The sequence below is a fragment of the Natronorubrum halalkaliphilum genome (assembly GCF_009834785.1).
Lineage (GTDB): Archaea > Halobacteriota > Halobacteria > Halobacteriales > Natrialbaceae > Natronorubrum > Natronorubrum halalkaliphilum.
In genome coordinates this window covers 17102-34065 of sequence record NZ_WUYX01000071.1, presented here as the reverse complement: position 1 = coordinate 34065, position 16964 = coordinate 17102, and the positions used below count along the sequence as shown (strand labels likewise).

At 58.9% G+C, this 16964-nt stretch carries 16 protein-coding genes; 11 read left to right on the top strand and 5 right to left on the bottom strand.

All coding sequences use genetic code 11. The annotated features are described in order from the left end of the window. Positions 1-271 precede the first annotated feature (271 nt). Positions 272-1345, top strand: a complete 1074-nt coding sequence (locus tag GS429_RS20760) for an enolase-like domain-containing protein (RefSeq protein ID WP_160067799.1) — start codon at positions 272-274, stop codon at positions 1343-1345. A gap of 231 nt (positions 1346-1576) precedes the next feature. Here the strand turns inward: GS429_RS20760 and GS429_RS20755 are convergent, their stop codons facing one another. Next, positions 1577-2161, bottom strand: coding sequence for a hypothetical protein (locus tag GS429_RS20755; RefSeq protein WP_160067798.1), 585 nt, complete (start codon positions 2159-2161; stop codon positions 1577-1579). Between the two features lie 360 nt (positions 2162-2521). On the opposite strand from GS429_RS20755, the gene GS429_RS20750 reads away from it, so the two are divergent. From GS429_RS20750 to GS429_RS20740, 3 genes are all read left to right on the top strand, one after another. Then, the gene (locus GS429_RS20750) at positions 2522-2896 is read left to right on the top strand and encodes a translation initiation factor IF-5A (RefSeq protein WP_160067797.1); all 375 of its coding nucleotides are present in this window, start codon (positions 2522-2524) and stop codon (positions 2894-2896) included. Then, complete coding sequence (gene speB / locus GS429_RS20745) at positions 2896-3801, top strand: agmatinase (RefSeq protein ID WP_160067795.1); 906 nt, start codon at positions 2896-2898, stop codon at positions 3799-3801. Before GS429_RS20750 ends, speB begins: the two co-directional genes overlap by 1 nt. A 190-nt stretch (positions 3802-3991) precedes the next feature. Next, positions 3992-5440 (top strand): PAS domain-containing sensor histidine kinase, encoded by a 1449-nt coding sequence (locus tag GS429_RS20740; RefSeq protein ID WP_160067793.1) that lies wholly within the window; start codon positions 3992-3994, stop codon positions 5438-5440. Between the two features lie 76 nt (positions 5441-5516). Here GS429_RS20740 and GS429_RS20735 read toward each other — a convergent pair whose 3' ends face one another. Next, a complete protein-coding gene (locus GS429_RS20735; protein ID WP_160067791.1) occupies positions 5517-6428 on the bottom strand; it encodes an acetamidase/formamidase family protein in 912 nt (303 codons plus the stop codon). A 186-nt stretch (positions 6429-6614) separates the two neighbouring features. On the opposite strand from GS429_RS20735, the gene GS429_RS20730 reads away from it, so the two are divergent. From GS429_RS20730 to GS429_RS20720, 3 genes are all read left to right on the top strand, one after another. Next, positions 6615-7382: a Nif3-like dinuclear metal center hexameric protein gene (locus GS429_RS20730; RefSeq protein WP_160067789.1), complete on the top strand. Its 768-nt coding sequence runs from the start codon at positions 6615-6617 to the stop codon at positions 7380-7382. Positions 7383-7543: 161 nt separating this feature from the next. Next, positions 7544-8755, top strand: a complete 1212-nt coding sequence (locus GS429_RS20725; protein WP_160067787.1) for an NAD(P)/FAD-dependent oxidoreductase — start codon at positions 7544-7546, stop codon at positions 8753-8755. 46 nt (positions 8756-8801) lie between these two features. After that, on the top strand, positions 8802-9404 hold the full coding sequence (locus tag GS429_RS20720) for an HAD family hydrolase (protein ID WP_328821518.1): 603 nt from the start codon (positions 8802-8804) through the stop codon (positions 9402-9404). A 15-nt stretch (positions 9405-9419) separates the two neighbouring features. On the opposite strand, the gene GS429_RS20715 is transcribed toward GS429_RS20720, so the two are convergent. From GS429_RS20715 to GS429_RS20705, 3 genes are all read right to left on the bottom strand, one after another. Then, the gene (locus GS429_RS20715; protein ID WP_328821517.1) at positions 9420-9812 is read right to left on the bottom strand and encodes a pyridoxamine 5'-phosphate oxidase family protein; all 393 of its coding nucleotides are present in this window, start codon (positions 9810-9812) and stop codon (positions 9420-9422) included. Positions 9813-9825: 13 nt separating this feature from the next. Then, positions 9826-10203, bottom strand: coding sequence for a glycosyltransferase family 2 protein (locus GS429_RS20710; RefSeq protein WP_160067781.1), 378 nt, complete (start codon positions 10201-10203; stop codon positions 9826-9828). Positions 10204-10917: 714 nt separating this feature from the next. Then, complete coding sequence (locus tag GS429_RS20705) at positions 10918-11124, bottom strand: hypothetical protein (RefSeq protein ID WP_160067779.1); 207 nt, start codon at positions 11122-11124, stop codon at positions 10918-10920. 707 nt (positions 11125-11831) lie between these two features. Between GS429_RS20705 and dndC the strand changes: the two genes are divergently transcribed. From dndC to GS429_RS20685, 4 genes are read left to right on the top strand one after another with little or no spacing between them, the layout of a single operon-like run. Then, positions 11832-13313 carry a DNA phosphorothioation system sulfurtransferase DndC gene (dndC, locus tag GS429_RS20700; protein WP_160067777.1) on the top strand — a complete coding sequence of 494 codons (1482 nt, stop codon included), beginning with the start codon at positions 11832-11834 and terminating at the stop codon, positions 13311-13313. A gap of 14 nt (positions 13314-13327) precedes the next feature. Further along, entirely contained in the window at positions 13328-15355 is a 2028-nt protein-coding gene (gene dndD / locus GS429_RS20695; protein WP_160067775.1) for a DNA sulfur modification protein DndD, read from the top strand. Then, entirely contained in the window at positions 15352-15765 is a 414-nt protein-coding gene (dndE, locus tag GS429_RS20690; protein ID WP_160067773.1) for a DNA sulfur modification protein DndE, read from the top strand. Before dndD ends, dndE begins: the two co-directional genes overlap by 4 nt. Continuing rightward, the gene (locus GS429_RS20685) at positions 15762-16943 is read left to right on the top strand and encodes a cysteine desulfurase family protein (protein WP_160067771.1); all 1182 of its coding nucleotides are present in this window, start codon (positions 15762-15764) and stop codon (positions 16941-16943) included. Before dndE ends, GS429_RS20685 begins: the two co-directional genes overlap by 4 nt. The last annotated feature ends 21 nt before the right edge of the window (positions 16944-16964 follow it).

The following is a 16964-nucleotide window of genomic DNA, read 5'->3' as shown; positions in this document are numbered from 1 at the left end:
CGGCGGCCATTGATTACAATCAACCGTATGAGACGGGCTGCGTACCGGTGTCCGGGTCCCGGTAGCTCGGTGGCTCGGTGGTTCGCCACATTTCTAGCGGATCGCGAACGGCGTTGGATTCGCACGACTCGTTGGACTCCTCTTCACCGCAGTCGTCTTCGTCGATCGCCGCTGGGACAACCACCTCTCGCGTGTCAACAGTACCGGCTCGTTCAGTTGAGCGGGCGATAATCGGTGAAACGTTCTTTCCAGTGGCGTCCGACTAGACGGTATGGACTACGACCGGATCGCCGACCTGTCGCTGTCGATCGACGACGTCTCGAGCGAGCGCCTCGAGCGGGAGACCTCGAGCGAGTTTACCCGCGTCACCACCGAGTTCGCGCTGTCCGGACCCGGGCCGGACGGCGAACCCGCGGTCGGACGGGGCGAGGACGTCACCTACGAGACCGCCGACCACGACGCGCTGGCCGAGTCGGGACTGCCCGATCTGACCGGCGAGTACACGATCGATTCCTTCTCCGCGCGGCTCGAGTCGGTCGATCTGTTCCCGTCGGGGGCACCCGACCGGTCGGTGTTCCGGAACTACCGGCGGTGGGGGCTCGAGAGCGCGGCGCTCGACCTCGCGCTCCGGCAGGCCGGAACGGACCTCGCGAGCGCGGTCGACCGCTCGCTCGACCCGGTTCGGTTCGTCACCAGCACCCGACTCGGCGAACCGCCGACAACCGACCGTCTCGAGACGTTGCGCGAGCAGGTGCCGACCCTCGAGTTCAAGCTGGATCCGATTCCGGCGTGGGACGACGACGTCGTCGCGGCGATCGGCGAGGCCGTCGGGACCGACGCCGTTCGGATTCTCGACCTGAAGGGGCAGTACGAAGGCACGGACGTCGACGTCCCAGCCGATCCCGACCTGTATCGGCGAGTGTTCGACGCGTTTCCCGACGCCGTCATCGAGGACCCCGCGCTGACCGCAGAGACGGAGCCGCTGTTCGAGGACCCGGCGGTCCGCAGTCGCGTGTCGTGGGATGCGCCCATTCACGGCCTCGAGGACGTCGAAGAACTCCCCTGGGAACCCGACTGGCTCAACATCAAACCGTCGCGATTCGGCTCGATCGAGTCGCTGCTCGAGACGATTCGTTTCTGTGAGGATCGCGACATTCGGCTGTACGGCGGCGGCCAGTTCGAACTCGGCGTCGGCCGCGGCCACCTGCAGTTGCTCGCGTCGGTGTACTACCCCGACTCGCCCAACGACGTCGCGCCCGGAGCGTACAACGACCCCGAAGTCGGGGACGGGTTGCCGACGAGCCCGCTCGAGCCGCCGGCCGAGCCGATCGGATTCCGTCGGTGATCGGGACCGCGAGTCCCGCGATGAGGGGACTGTGGGTTCGGGCCGTCGCCGACTCGAGTCCCGGTTCGGACACCGTCGGATCCCCGGTGAGCCCACGTCCCGGTAACGTCCGGAGTGCGGCGGAACGCGGCGCAGCAGGCGAACGCCGCGGTTCCACCGGTCACGAGCACGGTGCGTCTGGAGGCCATCGGTAACGCGGTCGGTGCTCGTCGGGGTTTCGAACGGGGAGGGTTAGCATTCCACCCATAGCGTGGTCGGCGTATCGCCGTCGCCGTCGGCGTCGCGGTCGGCGCGCTCGATCGCCCGCCGGAGTTCGAACGCGCCGAATCCCTCCTCCTCGAGCAGCTGTGTCGCCAACTCGGGCGTAACGGAAACGCGACGACACTCTCCATCAACGAGGAGGCCACCGGGACCGAACGTGAACTCTACGTCGTAGCGATGAACCCGTTCCTTGCGCGCCTCGAGTTCGGGATGGACCGTCTCGAGGGCGTCCGCAACGTATTCGAAGATGAGCTTCATTCCCGGCGCGTCGGTGGTCTCGAGATTGATGCGGATGACCGGCACGAAGGCTGGCCGTTCGGTCTCACCGTCGCCCTTGCTGTCGGCGTCTACGACGGCGATCCGGCGAACGGTCGGCGCCTGCTCGAGGTGGGTGCCGGTTCCCGGCCCCATCGCGTCGGCGAGGCGTGCCTCGAGGGCGTCCGCGAGTGCACGCCGTGCTCGCGTCCGCCGGCGGTAGCGAACGAACATTACGGCGCTGCCGGCCGAGAGGAGCACCGCGACGACGCCGAGTCCGGCGACGAGACTGTCGACCATTACCGCGTCATTCGCGGACCAGTCAGTAGTGATTTCGCCTCGCGACCGTTGGCGGTGTCCGTCGTTGGATACGGCCTACTAGGCGTCATACTGCCGGACAGAACTCTTGAGAAGATTCGCTGTTCCCGTCCGGTCAATCTTCTTCAGTGACTTCTGACCGGCAGTATCAGTACCGGCACAACCACAGCCGTCCGCGGTCGCGCCGCTCACTCGGGACAGCAGTCCGTCTGTCACCGCCCGTTTTCGCCCGTCTCCGGGTTCGGCGGCGACCGTTCGGCCGAATCGGACGTGTTGCCTGACTGAACTCGAGCCAGCGGCCATTCCAAACGGTTTATGGCCGTCGGTTGATTACGCCGGGACATGGCGAAACAGCAGACCGAAGTTCGCGAACTCCAGGAAGGAAGCTACGTCATGATCGAGGATACCCCGTGTAAGATCAACGCCTACTCGACGGCCAAGCCGGGCAAACACGGCAGCGCGAAGGCTCGCGTCGAGGCCGCCGGCGTCTTCGACGGCAAGAAGCGTTCGTTCTCCCAGCCCGTCGACGCGAAGATCTGGGTTCCGATCATCGAGCGGAAAAACGGCCAGGTCGTTTCGGTCGACGGCGACGACATGCAGATCATGGACCTCGAAACGTACGAGACGATCACGATGCGCGTCCCCGAGGATACGGATGTCTCGCCCGACGAGAACATCGAATACCTCGAGATGGAAGACCAGCGAAAGATCGTCTAATGTTCCCCGGGGCGACTGACGAACGCGAGGAGACCGACACGGCGGATCAGGCGGCTGATTCCGACCGTGGCGGCGAAACCGACACGCGAGGACGTTCGTCCGACCGTGGAGGCGCGAACTTCGTGGTCGTCGGTGCGCCCCTGGACGTATCGACGACCTTTCAGCCGGGGACCCGGTTCGGCCCCCGGCGGATTCGGACTTTTGCGGAGCCGTTCGACGACTACGACCACCGGACGGACCAGCACTTTTCAGACCTCGGCGTCGAAGACCATGGCGACGTGCGTGCGTGGGACGACGTCGACGCCTATCTCGAGTGGCTCGAGGGGACGCTCCGCGATATCGTCTGGGACGACGCCGTCCCGCTGACGCTCGGCGGCGAACACACCGTCTCGCTCGCGGGCGTGCGTGCGATCGAACCCGAGGTGTTCGTCTGTCTCGATGCTCATCTCGACCTCTACAACGCCTACGACGGCAACGAGCTCTCCCACGCCGCCGTGACGCGTCGGATTCTGGACGACGTCGACTCCGTCGAGGAGGTCGTCCTCCTCGGTGTCCGAACGGGCAGCGAGGCGGAGTGGGAGCGTGCGGCGGCCGAGGACGTGACCGTCGTTCCGCCCGAAGACGTCGGTGAGTGGGCGTTCGGAGATCGACTCGGCGATCGAGACGTCTACCTGAGCGTCGACATCGACGCGGCCGACCCCGGCTACGCGCCGGGAACGGGGACGACGGAACCGTTCGGGCTCGAGCCCCGCGAGATGCGCGACGTGGTCCGCGAGGTGGCACCCCACGCCAGCGGGTTCGACGTGGTCGAGGTCAACGACCGAGACGACGGGCAGGCCGCGGCGCTGGCCGGAAAACTGGTCCGCGAGTTCGTCTTCGAGCGTGCCGCCTCGTCCCTCTCGTAATTTCGACCGCTGTTTCTCGAGGAACGTGTCTCCGCGGTTCTGTTGAAACTCTCGACCTGTGGAAGTTTTCGGGATCGTGCCGAACACAGCCCGGACGCCAACTGCCAAATGGAAACTTCCTACACAACACAAACCTGGAATAACCGACTAGTTTATTCGTTTGACACGCGTTATCCGCGTAGAACCCCTTATGGAGTCGGGTAGCAACCGGAAACGGCGCGACGACGAATTCAGAGAGCTCAGTCAATTCCGAGACGCGATTATTCAGAGCGCGAACGTCTGGATCAACGCTCTCGACGAAACGGGAACCGTCACGCTCTGGAACGAGGCTGCCGAAGAGATTAGCGGTTATACGGCCGAGGAAGTCGTTGGGTCAGATGAGATATGGACGTGGCTGTATCCCGACGAAACCTACCGAAACGACATTCTGAACAACGTCTCGGCCATTTTACAGGGTGAGAAAGCCGTCGAAGAATTCCAAACGACGATCGAAACCAAAGATGGCTCTTGTCGGACCCTCTCGTGGAACTCCCACGCGATCACCGATGCTGCCGGAGAACTGCAAGGGTCGGTAGCGGTTGGTCGCGACATCACTGACCGAACCAACCGTGAACGAGAATTCGAGGCGCTCAAAGAGCGATTCCAAGCCTACGTTGAGACCGCTTCGGATCTGTTGAGTGTGATCGACGAAGAGGGAATAAGTAAATACGAAAGTCCAGCCGTCAAGCGAATGCTCGGCTACGAACCCGACGAGTTGGTCGGGGAGGATAACTTTCAGTACATCCACCCGGACGACCGCGCGAAGGTGCGCAAAAACATCTCGACGATGATCGAAGAGCCAGATAGCACAGCGACCAGCGTTGAATATCGGTACGAACACGCCGATGGCCACTGGGTCTGGCTCGAAACGGTCGGCTGTAACAAGACTCACACCGCCGTAGACGGCTACGTCCTCAGCACGCGCGACATTACCGAACGCAAAGAACGGGAACAGGAACTTCGACGCCAAAACGACCGACTCAGCGAGTTCTCGAGCATCGTCAGCCACGATCTCAGAAACCCGGTCAACATTGCGCAAGGATACCTGGAGGCTGCTCGCGCGGAGTGTGACAGCGACCACCTCGAGGACGTAGAGATCGCGCTGACGCGGATCGATCAGATCGTCAATCAGACTCTGTCGCTCGCTCGCCACGGGGAGACCATCGGCAAGAAAAACACGGTAGATACCGCTTCCCTTGCCGAGCAGTGTTGGAAGGGGGTCGACACGGCGGGCGCCGACCTACGGTTGCGTGACCCTCCCGTCATCAAGGCCGATCCGCGAGCCGTCCGCCATCTCTTCGAGAACCTCTTTCGAAACGCCATCGAACACGGCGGTGAGGATGTGACCGTCTGCGTGGGCCCGTGCGACGAGGGATTCTACGTCGAGGACGATGGGGTCGGGCTCCCCGACGAAGTCAGGACCGATCTCTTTGCTCCGCTACCTTCGGCGGGTGGTGAACCCGCTGGATTAGGGCTCACTATCGTAAAGCGAATCATCGACGCCCACGAGTGGGAGATTCAGCCCACCGAAAGTGCCGCTGGTGGCGCTCGATTCGAGATCCGTTCCGTGACTATCGATCACCGGAACGGCCGACGGTAGTTTCGCAGACTCTTCGATCGATTGACTCGAACAGCGGGTCCGGAACAAGCGAAGCCCCAGCGACGGTTCCGTTCGCTCAGAACGGGTCGGAAAGGTACTCCTTGGGCACCGCGTTTCGCACCGTCACCAGCGGATCGACCACCTGACTGATCTCGAGGCCGCCAGCCAGACTCGAGAACAGGTAGGCATCCGTCGTATCGAACCCGTGTTCGGCTGCCAGCAGATCGATCGCGTCTTCGTTCGCCAGTTCGCAGGCCGCCTCGAGCGTCTCGGCGCTGGCGACGGGCTTCCACGCGTCGGGCGTCTCGATCAGCGGACGCTCGAGGTCGAATTCGGGGTCGGTGATCACGTCGACGGTAACGTCGATGTCGCAGGCGATTTCCGATCCGGTGCCGCACATCTCGCCGTCGGCCATAGCGGCCTTGCAGTCGCCCATCGCGAGCATCGCGCCCTCCTGAAAGACGGGGAAGTAGGCCGCGTTCCCCGCCGTCATATCGGTCGTGTCGAGGTTGCCGCCGTGGTCGTGGGGGACGAGCGTCGTGTACGACTCCGACGCGGGCGCGACGCCGATCGTTCCGATAACGGGGTCGATTGGGACCTCGAGGTCGTCGAACGCGATCGTCTCGCCGTTGTCCCCGACCGGCGTCATCCGCGTCCGCGGGGCCTCGATATCGTCGTGCCCGTCGAGCAGGCCGAAGCCGTCGATGGTTATCACTCGCCCGTGGGCCTCCGTGATTCGTATCTCCTCGATTTCGACGCGAAGGACGTCGCCGGGGTCTGCACCCGCGACCGCGATCGGTCCCGTCGCGGCGTTTACTTCCTCGGGGACCGACTCGATCACGTCCGATTCGTCCTGTATCGCTCCGTCGAGGCTGTCTCGCGTCTCGATCGTTAGCTCCGCGCCCGATTCGACCGTCGCGCTCGGCTCGAGGTCGGGAGTAAACTCGTAGATTGCACCCGTCTCGTGTGTGACCGTCTCGCGTGACATACTCGGATCTACGACGGCGAACGCATAGTTCCTACTGAAGGGGAGATGAGTTCCTGTTTGTCTGTCTCCGTCCGGCAGTTCTCGTCAGTTGCTCCGCTGGCCACGCCTGTCAGTTCTCGTCGAGACTTGCTTTCGAAAGCGCTCCAATCAGTCGAATACAAGGGCCTCGCCGGGCAACCACACTGCATGGAACTTGCGACCTTTGCCACCCGAATCGACGAGGAGCTGGGAACCGACGACTACGCCGACCTCGACGCCAGCGCGAACGGGCTGCAGGTCGGCCCCGACCGCGGCGAGGTCGAACACGTCGCCTTCGCCGTCGACGGCGTCCAAGAAACGTTCGAACGGGCGATCGACGCCGACGCTGATGCCCTCGTGACCCACCACGGCATTTCCTGGGGCGGGTTCGACCGCGTCACCGGCCGCACCTACGACCGGATCGCCCCCCTGATCGAACACGATCTCGCGCTGTACGTCTCACACCTCCCGCTCGACGGCCATCAGGAACTGGGCAACGCCGCCGGCGTCGCCGACGTACTCGACCTCGAGGCGCGGGCACCGTTCGGCGAACTCGGGCCGGAGTACATCGGCCAACGCGGTACTGTCCCTGAGTCGCTCACGGTCGACGCGCTCCGAGAACAACTCGAAAACGCCCTCGATACCGACGGCCAACCGGTACGGACCCTCGAGTTCGGTCCCGACCAGATCGAGGAGATCGCGATCGTCACCGGGAGCGGCACCGACTGGCTCGACGAGGCCGTCGCCGCGGGCGCGGACGTGCTGATTACCGGCGAGGGGAAACAGAAGGCCTACCACGAGGCCCAGGAGGCCGGCATCCACGTCGTGCTCGCCGGCCACTACGCGACCGAGACGTTCGGCGTCCGCGCGCTCCGGGAACTGGTCGGCGAGTGGGGTCTCGAGACGAGCTATTTCGACGTCCCGACCGGGCTTTAATCGGGGGATATCTGTCGTATTCGCGGACCACAACCGGCGTTTTCGGGCCGACTATCGAACGCCGAGAGCGGGGGCGAACTCGAGCGGGCGCCATCAGTACCGCACCCGGACGCATATTCACGGCCCAGCCTCAACCCGCTGGGCAACCGAGTGGACGTATCATGAGCGACCCCATCGAGTACGAGGTCGTCGTCGTGGGTGGCGGTCCCGCGGGTTTGACGACCGCGCTGTACACGACTCGCCTCGGCCACCGGACGGCCGTCTTCGAGAAGGAAGGCGGCCGCCACGCGGCGGTCAATCACGTCCACAATCTGCTCGGCGTTTCGGAGGACGTTTCTGGACGGCAACTCGCGACCCACGGGGTCGATCAACTCGAGCACTACGGCGGCGACTTCTATCCCGACGCCGTCGAGTCGATAACGCAGTGGGGCGGTGATGACAGCGACAGCGAGGGCGACGGCGACGGCGACGGTGATGACGACGGCGGCGACGCTGGTGACACCGATGACGGCGACAGCGATCGCGCCGACTCTGCTAATGCCCCCCGCTTTCGACTCGAGTCGACTCACGCCACGATCGACGCCGAACGGATCGTCTTCGCGACCGGGTTCCGGGATCGGAGCCCGGACGTGCCGGAACTCGAGCGCTTTACCGGACGAGGGCTCCACTACTGTCTCCACTGCGACGCGTTCACGTTGGGCGACGGGCCCGTCTTCGTCCTCGGCCACACGGAGAGTGCGGCCCACGTCGCGATGGCGATACTCAATTTCACCGCCGACGTCGACCTCCTGCTGGACGGTCGCGAACCCGAGTGGGGCGACGAGACCGACGCGCAACTCGAGGCCCATCCGGTCGATCTGGTCGACACGGCCGTCGTCTCGGCCTACGACGACGAGAGCCTCGACGAGGACGAACCGCCGTGGCTCGGCGGGTTGGCGTTCGCCGACGGCACCGAGACGGATTATCTCGGCGGTTTCGCGATGTACGGCTCGGCGTACAACGCGGATCTGGCTGCGGATCTCGGTTGCGAACTGAGCGAGGACGGCGCGATCGACGTCGACGAGCGCCGCGAGGCCAGTGTCGACGGCGTTTACGCGGTCGGCGACGTCACCCACGGCCAGAATCAGACGACCATCGCCATCGGCGACGGCGCCTACGCCGGACTGGCGATCCACAAGGACCTGCGGACGTTTCCGAAGTCGATCGACGAACTCGACGGACCCGAGAGCGGAACCGGTGATCACGGCGACGGTGAGGACGCCCTCGAGAGTGCACCCCCCGGAAGCGCGGCCGATCTCCGCGCTCAGATGCGACGCGTTCGAGACCTGCGGACGCATCCGGGGCTGCGGGGGCCGTCGCCGGGTCGGGAGTGATCACCTTATCAAAAGCTTCTTGACATGTTCGCCCAAACAGCCTTCCGTGACAGCGATCGTCTTCGACCTCGATGGAACGTTGCTCCACACCGACGAGCCCTATCAGGAGTTACTTGCAGGTGCGATCTCGGACGTCCGGGGCAGCAAATCGGTGCCCAAAACGTGGCTCGAGACGTACGAGGAGGCGTTTTTCGAGCTGTTTTCCGCCTGCGAGCCCGACCCGGTCCGGCGGGCGTTCGCTCGGATCGACGGCTGTTCGGACCCCGACGCGTACGCGACGGCGCTTCTGGAGCGAGAGATCGAATCCCTCTCCCCGCCTGCGAACGCCCGTGCGGATCTCGAACGGTTGCGCGAGACGCACGAACTCGGCGTGCTCACGAACGGTGTTCGCGACTGGCAGTTGGCGAAGCTTCGAGCCCACGATCTCGCGGACGCCGTCGACGCGGTCGTCGCTTCCTACGAAGTAGGGGCCCACAAGCCCAACGCGCCGCCGTACCGTGCGCTCGAGAAGCGGCTGCCGGCAACCCAGTACGGTATGGTCGGCGACAGCGACGGCGATATCGACGGTGCGGAGAACGCGGGCTGGGAGACCCTTCGGTACGACGGCGGCGGCTTCGGCGGGCTTCCCGACGACCTGTTCCTGCACTGAATCGCGACGCCGCGTTCAGTAGGTTCGGTACGACGCCGAGCCGACTGCGATCCGGACGAGCGTGTTCTCGGCGTAGGCCTCCGGCTCCGCGTCGTACTTCGCGTTGATCCGCTCGCGTGCCCGTTCCGTCCGGTCGTCGTCATCCACGACGGTCGCGGTACCGAGTAGCGACACCATCCACTGCGCCTCGCCCGCCTCGTCTTGCTGTATCGAGAGGGCGACCTGCGGGTTCTCTCGGACGTTCGCCAGCTTCCGACCCGTCGTGACGATTTCGACGACTTCGTCCGACTCATCGTATCGGTACCAGACGGGGGCGACGTGCGGGCGACCATCGACGCAGGTCCCGAGGTGGGCCATCAACGGCTCGCTCTCGAGAAGACGCTTTGCTTCAGGTGGAACGGTAGACACGATCGTATCCGTGTCACCGACGGGGAGCGATAAAGTCGGCTGCCATGCCGTTGCCGGTGTTCGATGGCCGTGCGAGTCCGCGTGGCAGATCGCTTCCTCGCCGTCGCCCATCGAGATTTCTGGCGTCGGCGATGCCCGAGCCGTCCGCTTCGATCACGGTTGCGTCGTACTCGCGTGCGATCGCTCGAGTATCATCCGTCGAGTTCCCGTCGGCGACGACGACCTCGTACGTGTAACTTGTATCTAGCCCGGCGATGCTTGCGAGGGTTCCCCGGAGATACTCGTCCTCGTTTCGCGTCGGAATCACGAAACTTACGTCGGCGCCGGTTTCGGTATTCCCGGCTTCGTCGGCGCGTTCGTCTTCGTCTCCGTCTTCATCGTCACCACCCATGCAGTTCTCACTCGAGGACACACTCCCCTGCGGTCTTAATGTACGGCTTGCTTCAGATAGGCAAGAACGCTCTCACCGATAATTTTCACCAAACGCCGGCGCCGATTATTGTCTATCATTAACTTTTATAACGGAGGGGCGTCTACCGGGTTGTACAGATGTCGGTCGTACACGTAGTAGCGTGAGTTTGCCCCCACTCTTTGACGAACCCAGCATCGATCACCGACGACGTTTCCGCGATCCGAACCCGACCGACATGAGCACACGACACCCACACTCCACGACCCGTACCGAATCCCAGCCGAACCGCCAGACAGACCGTCCTCAGACGACGCCAGCCGGCACGTCAGATACTTCTGATACTACAACTGCAACCGCAACGACACCCACACAAACCGCAACCGACCGCGCCCCCCAAACCTTCTCCCAACAACACACGGGCCGCCTCGAGAACCTGATCGACGAATTCAACACCGCATTCGCGAGGGCGACGGACGAATCGGAGCGGCGTTCCTAACCGAACGACTGCGTCTCGAGCAATCCAAACCGTCTTTGGAGCGGCTGCTATAGATTCGCGTGGCCGATGACGATTCACTCGCTCCGAGCCGGACTCGGCACCCGGTGGTGACGAGCCCTATGAGTGCCGAGGCCATCGATTTACATGTACCGCACCTTGCTATTCCAAAGTCGCTATATAATAGATGAACCGCCTAGTTACAGGGTTACCTTCACTAAATACTCGTACTCGTGTTCCTCAAGGACTTCTAAGTCGGAGTCCAGCTCATCTCTAGCTTTATCTAAGTCCTCAGAGGGAAGATAAAAGGTAAGTGTATCTCCATCGCTTGTCACGTGAATATCGTCCTCGAGAACTCGGAGTTCGTTAACAATCATGCTCTGAAGGTCGTCAATTGACTGTGCCATTGATATTAGGTTGAATGATGTGCTGTGATTTATAATCTGGGCTGCTCGTTGAAGTCTCCTCTATTGGAAGAGATTGCTGGTACAACAGACCAAGGATACAGTTTTGTTATCCCGGAGCCCTCCGCCAATTTCACTTTCACTTCGTTTAGCTGAATTATTAGAGCATAGACGTTCAGAGTTCAAATACAACGGTCACGTGTCCAACTATGCCCACCCTCGATGTTGAACAGGTAGAATCACTGCATTTGAGCCGACCAGACTCACCTATTCAAACAGGACTTTGACAAAGATGAGTCTAGCGAGTAACTCAAAAAATACTACAATCCTGAAAATATGGGTTCAAAGTCCCGAGAGGTGTACTCTCGTAGATGGGGAAATATAAGAAAAATATTAGATGGGTCCTTCTACGAATTGGAGATAACGGACCAATCTCTAGAATACTGTAGAGGCCAAAAGGAGGGTAGATTCATCAGACATACTGAGAAGCTCCGTAGGGAAGCAACGTAGAGGAGAGGACAGTATCTTCCAAATGAAAACAAAAAAACCAATTCGGAAAGCAACAAAGAAGAGCGCTTCCAATGCAAAAAGTAGACCCCTACAAAGAGAGTGTTCAATGGAAAATCGATGGATCGTAGCGGAATCGGCGGGGGATGCAACGGTAGATACAAGTACCTTCCACAAGGCTACGATAAACAAGGGTCTAGATTATGAGTACTGACAATCTCGAAGTTTCAAATACGGGTCAGGAGAAGGGTGAGTCCGTATTCGACAATCGTTCTCTCGAGGGCATCTATGAAGAAATCCGTGAAACCTATCTCGCAGATGAGCGCCCTTGGGTAATTGGATACAGCGGCGGCAAAGACTCCACTACTGCTCTTCAACTCATTTGGTACGCTATCAAGGATCTTCCAGATAAACAACAAACCAAACCAATCCACGTTATTTCTAGTGATACTCTTGTCGAAACTCCTAAGATTGTAAACCATATCACCAGTACTCTTCAAAATATCAATGAATATGCAGAGAAGGAAGGACTTCCTTTCGAAGCCCACAAAGTTACTCCGAAGGTTGACGACTCATTCTGGGTAAATCTGATCGGTCGAGGCTACCCAGCACCCAACCAGACCTTCCGCTGGTGTACCGAACGCCTGAAAATCGACCCTGCTGACAGATTCATCGAGAACAAGGTCTCCGAGCACGGCGAAGTCATCGTAATCCTCGGGGTTCGAAAAGCAGAAAGCGCTACCAGAGAACAGGTCATGGATCTGCACAGCATTGACGGTAGCATCCTCTCCCGACACAACAAGTTCGCCAACGCTTTCGTCTACACTCCGATAGAGGACTGGATCGTCGACGACATCTGGTCCTACCTCCTCCAAGTCGACTGTCCCTGGGGCAAGGAAAACCGAGACCTCGCTGCCCTATACCAAGAAGCCGACGACGAATGTCCCATGGTCATCGACACCAAAACGCCTTCCTGCGGTAACAGCCGATTTGGTTGCTGGACCTGCACCGTTGTCTCCGAAGACAAGGCGATGCAGAACATGATTGACGAAGGCGACGAATGGATGGAACCTCTTCTGGAGTTCCGAGACTTCCTAAAATCCACTCAGGACCCAGAAGAGAAACCAACCTACAGACAGGTGAAAGGCCGACAACACGGCTACGTCAAGACCAAAACCAACGGCGACAACGGGATCATCCCTCGTGCCCACAAGTTCGAGTTCTGCAAAGACCTGTTAAAAAAGCTGCTTGAAACACAGAAAGAAGTCAACCGCCAGCTTCCGGACGAGGAAGAAATGGATCTAATCCGGGACGAAGAACTCAGAGAAATCCGCCGGATCTGGCGAGAGGAAAGAGCCGATTGGGAAGACTCCGTTCCCAAGATCTACAGAGATGCTATGGAGGAAGACATCGGATGGGTCCAAGACGACTACGGAGCCTTCGGAGAAACCGAAGCCAAGCTTCTCAAAGAGATCGCCTCCGAACACGACGTTCCCCCTGAACTAGTGCAGCGGCTACTGGACACCGAACTCCAGCACCACGGAATGAAACGCCGGGCCTCCATCTACAACGAGATTGACAAAGTCATGAGAGAGGACTGGCGTCCTATGGAAGAAATCGTAGCTGATATCGAAGGCGAAGAGAATATCGAAAAGTGGCAGTACACGCCAGAGTCGCAGACCTGAACTCTCTCTAATCAATGAAACTGACAAAGCTGGTAATCAATGACTTCGGACCATATCGCGGCAGAAACGAGTTTCAACTTTCCACATCACAGGACTCACCCATCATTTTGTTCGGAGGCTCGAACGGAGCCGGGAAAACCACCCTATTCCGAGGAATCCAGATCTGTCTACACGGACGAAGCGCATTAGGTCGACGGGTCAGTGAAACTGACTACAAGGAACACATCAGAGGGAAACTTCACGAGTACGCAGACCACTCCGCTGATGAAGCATCGATCCGACTCGAATTTGAGTACGCCTACATGGGCGAGGTGGACCACTACAGCGTAGAACGATCTTGGCGTGACCGTGGGAAGAGCATCGTTGAGAACCTTGAAGTACGGCGAAACGGGAAACTCCCATCAGATCTGGACAAAGACCAGTGGGAAGACTTCCTGAAAGAGCTGATCCCGCCAGGAGTATCACAGCTATTCTTCTTCGACGGAGAAAAAGTCCAAGAGCTGGCCACCGCTATCGAAGACGACGAAAGCTTCGAAGACTCCCTTTTCTCACTGCTCGGCCTCGACCTCGTTGACCGACTTGATGCTGACCTCTCAATATACCGCTCCAGAAAACTCGACGAAAGCGGTCTGGAAGGTATCACCGAGAAAATCAACGAACTACAAGAAGAGAGGGAAGAACTCGAGAACCGCCGTCAAGAGCTAAAGGATGAAAAAGAAGACAAGGCGGAGCGACTTGCTGAACTAGAATCCGAGATTGACAGCAAGGAAGCTGACATCGCCCAAGAGGGTGGTGCCTACGCCGACAAACGTGAGGGCCTGAAAGAGCGAAGAGCAGAACTCAACGCTAAAATCGAGAATGTCGAAGAAGATATCCGGGAGATCGCTACCGACGCATACCCCTTCGCGTTAGCACCTGGACTCTGTCAGAGCGTTGTTAACCGGCTTAAGGAAGAAAGCGAGAAGCAAGAGACGGCTGCTGCCAAAGAAAGGCTCGACAATGAGCTTGACGATGCCTTAGACGGTGAAGTCTTCAGCGGCCTTGATGTCCCTGAAGACCAAGCTGAGGAAATAAAAACTCGGCTTCAGTCAGAGATCAGGAATCGGTTCCAAGTCGACGATGAGGACAGTAAACTTCTCCACCAGTTCTCAGAATCCCAACGCCGTGAGATGTACGGTGTTGTCGATAAAGCTCTGAATGAAGTACCTGAAAACCTCGGCTCCAAGTCCAATGAACTGGAGAGCATGGTTCGAGAGCTACAGGATATCGAATCTCAACTCGGACGTGCTCCGGAAGAAGAAGATATCTCACCGCTCATAGAGGACCTGAACGGGTTGATCGAGGAAAAAGAATCCCTCAAATCCGATCTCAACGAGATTGAAGAGAAACTGAGCAAACTCGAAACACAAACCTCCCGCCTCGAGAACCAGATCGACAACAAACTTGATCGGAAAGAAGACGAAGAGACCGTATCAGAGCGGGCTGACCTCGCATCCAATGTCCAGAACGTTCTGAGTGAATACCGTGAGGAACTGTCCAAGGAGAAACTCCGAAACCTCGAGGACGCACTTACTGAACGGTACCTCGCTCTCTCCAACAAAAGCGACTTCTACGAAGGTATTGAGGTCGACGAAGACGCCCTGAACATCCAGGTCAAAACCAAACACGGGAATCACAAACCACAGTCCGAACTATCTGCTGGTGAACGTCAGATCTTCGCAACCGCCCTCCTTTGGGCATTGGCAGAGATATCCGGAAGACCGCTCCCCTTCATCGTTGATACACCGCTTGGCCGGCTCGACAGAGCACACCGAGAGAACCTCATCGCAAACTTCTTCCCAGAAGCAGCACACCAAGTTCTGGTGTTCTCCACTGATACCGAAATCGACGACGAGTACTACGACCAGCTGAACGACGACGTCACACAGGCATACCACTTGGACTACAACCAGGAAGAAGGCTACACTTCGGTTTCCCGAGGCTACTTCTGGTCAAATCCTGACCAAGGAGACGAAATCGATCTGGAAGGTGTTCCACAATGAGCAAAGAGTTCAACCGGATACAGATAGGTACAGACGCTACGAACCGGCTACGAATGCTGAAAGGGAATACCGGTCTCACACCGAACTATCTCTGCAGGATCGGCCTATGCTACTCACTGAATGAACCCCGGCCACCAAACCCGGAGGAATACGATAACGAAGGTCAAACGTTCAACCGGTACACCTTGCTCGGAGAACACGACGCCCTCTACATGGCTTTGCTGAAGGAACGGCTAATCCAGGAAGACAAAGACCCTGAAGAAGATCTATTCGATGAGTTCGTAGCTCATCTAAACCGAGGAGTAATCAGGGTCCACGGAAACATCAGCGACCTCAGCGACTTCCAGGCGCTGGTTCCCAATAGCTTGAAAGAAGAGACAGACGTGGAACCGGATAGTGGATTACCATGACTCCAAGTCTTGACGACGCGGTCTACCTCGATCATCATGCTACCACACCGGTCGACGAACGAGTAGCCGACGACATGAAGCCGTACCTCACTGAGAGCTTCGGAAACCCGGCTAGCGACGACCATCTCTACGGAGCCAAGGCAAAGGAAGGTGTAGAAGAGGCAAGAGAAAAGATCTCAGAGGCCCTCAACTGCCGGAAGGAAGAGATTATCTTCACAAGTGGTGCAACAGAGTCCGACAATCTGGCAATCAAGGGCGTAGCTGACTACGCTGAGAGAAAAGACAAAGGCAATCATATCATCACCGGGGAAACAGAGCACGAAGCTATCCTCGAGGCCTGTGAGGTGTTAGAAGAACGCGGCTTCGATATCACCTACCTCCCCGTCGACGAAAACGGATTGATCGACCCCGACGATATTGTAGACGCCATTCGAGACGATACCCTTCTGATCTCCATAATGGCCGCCAACAACGAGATTGGCACTATCGCACCTCTTAAAGAAATTGGGGAAATCGCTAAAGACAACGAGGTCTTCTTCCACACAGACGCAGTCCAAGCAATCGGCTATGTTCCCATTGACGTCGAAGAAATGGGGATCGACTTAATGTCGATCTCTGCTCACAAAATCTATGGACCAAAAGGTGTCGGAGCACTGTACGTCCGTCGACGAAACCCCAAAGTCAAACTCGATCCACTCATCCACGGAGGCGGCCACGAACGCGGATGGCGCTCCGGCACCCTCAACGTACCTTCCATCGTCGGACTGGGCAAGGCAGTACAATTAGCCGACAAAGAGATGGAAGAACGTCGTCAGCACGTCGACGAACTCACATCCTACATGTGGGATCGTTTTGACAGCGAACTTGACGATGTTGTTCTCAACGGCCATCCAGAAAAGCGGATTCCCAATAACCTGAACGTCAGCTTCTTCGGAGTTGAAAACAAAGCTCTGGTCCAAAACCTTCAACCAGAACTAGCTGTCTCAGCGGGATCTGCCTGTACAACAGGCAAAGTCGAAGCCTCGCACGTTCTTCAAGCACTCGGTGGTAACGAAGATCTCTGGCACTCCGCAGTAAGATTTGGACTCGGGAAGGACAATACCCGGGAAGAGATCGAATCCGCTACGGACAAAGTGATTCAAAGCGTCTCCCGCCTACGGAAACTACAAATAAGCTGACAAACATCACTAGTACAATCC